Here is a 1,275-nt window from a genome sequence, read left to right as displayed (position 1 = left end):
GACATTTTGACCTGAACCCTCAGTGAGATTAATCTGTTATTCTATCAGGCCTTACACTAGAATGAAATAGCCCTGTAGCTGATGGTTATTATTGCCGCGCTAAGTTCTGGGATGCTGTACGAAATTCAAATTTAAATTTGATTAGTAAATTACGCTCAGATGCCAACTTAAAGTACCTCTATACAGGTGAAAAAAATAAAATAGGTGCACCTCGTAAATACGATGGAAAAGTAGAATGTAATAAGTTAAAAAACTTAACCTTCATCAAAGCAGTTAAACCGGGAGTTAAGCTTTACTCATTAGTAGTATGGAGTGTTTCTTTAAAATGCAAAATACGTTTAGCTTGTCTTTCAGAACTCCAACCCAATGGTAAAATCAAAAATATTTTATTATTCAGCACTGATATCGAGCTGACAGGTGAGCAAATACTTGAGTATTATCAGGCTCGTTTTCAGATTGAGTTTATTTTTCGTGATGCCAAACAATTTACGGGCTTATCCAATTGTCAATCTCGTAGTGGTCAATGCCTTGATTTTCATTTTAACGCCAGTCTAATTGCTTTAAATTTAGCCAAATATGAAGCTTATAATCGTCATTCATCTCCCAAGCCATTCGTGTTTTCCATGACCTCTTATAAACGCCGTGAATTCAATAGGCATATACTTTACACCTTTATTGATAAGTTAGATTTAGACCGGAATTTAATTTTAAATCACCCTAACCTTCCGTCAGTCCTATCCTATGGTACTCTCGCTGCTTAAAAACTGTCCGAAGTATTGTTATATTAACTACACTCTTTTCGGGTAATAAATCTTTGGTTGGGAATTTAGCAGACGACTGAGTTTTATATCCAGCATCCTCAAGCCATTCAGCAATATTTCTCCAGTTTTCTATCTTTTCAATGCCTTTACCCACAAAGGCTTTAACGTATTTATAAATAGAGGCACACAGGTCAGTTTCAACTCCCTTGGGATTCTTTTTCAGCTTTTCGGCGATTTCAGCCGGACTGTAGCCACAAAGCAACCCCTGCAGATGCAGCTTTTCTACGGGGGTGAGAGGCTTTCCCTTAACGGCGGCCAAGTCCGAGTACAGAGTTTTTAAGTCCCATCGGCTTTCGGCTTCGACGAAGCGATCGTTTGTGGATGCCATAGATAGGTGTGTGTGAAGTTCCTGATGGAAGTCTAACATAATTCCTGATGGTAAGGATTCAGGTCAAAAAAACTTCGGTGACAAAAGCTGGTAAAATAAACCAATGAAAAAGCCCCCAGCAACCAG

The 1,275-nt window shown here is 38.5% G+C and carries 1 protein-coding gene and 1 pseudogene; one reads left to right on the top strand and one right to left on the bottom strand.

Features of this window, described 5'->3' with window-relative positions; all coding sequences use genetic code 11:
* Nucleotides 1-86: 86 nt before the first annotated feature.
* Nucleotides 87-761, top strand: a pseudogene (locus Q5691_RS27570) (transposase); the annotation flags it as partial.
* On the opposite strand, the gene Q5691_RS27565 reads toward Q5691_RS27570, so the two are convergent.
* Nucleotides 718-1,149 (bottom strand): helix-turn-helix domain-containing protein, encoded by a 432-nt coding sequence (locus Q5691_RS27565; RefSeq protein ID WP_333348422.1) that lies wholly within the window; start codon nucleotides 1,147-1,149, stop codon nucleotides 718-720. The pseudogene Q5691_RS27570 and the gene Q5691_RS27565 overlap by 44 nt on opposite strands.
* Nucleotides 1,150-1,275: the final 126 nt, after the last annotated feature.

The organism is Microcoleus sp. w1-18aA5 (genome assembly GCF_036701705.1).
Lineage (GTDB): Bacteria > Cyanobacteriota > Cyanobacteriia > Cyanobacteriales > Microcoleaceae > Microcoleus.
The sequence above is the reverse complement of the archived record's forward strand: the minus strand, read 5'-3'. Positions and strand labels throughout refer to the sequence as shown.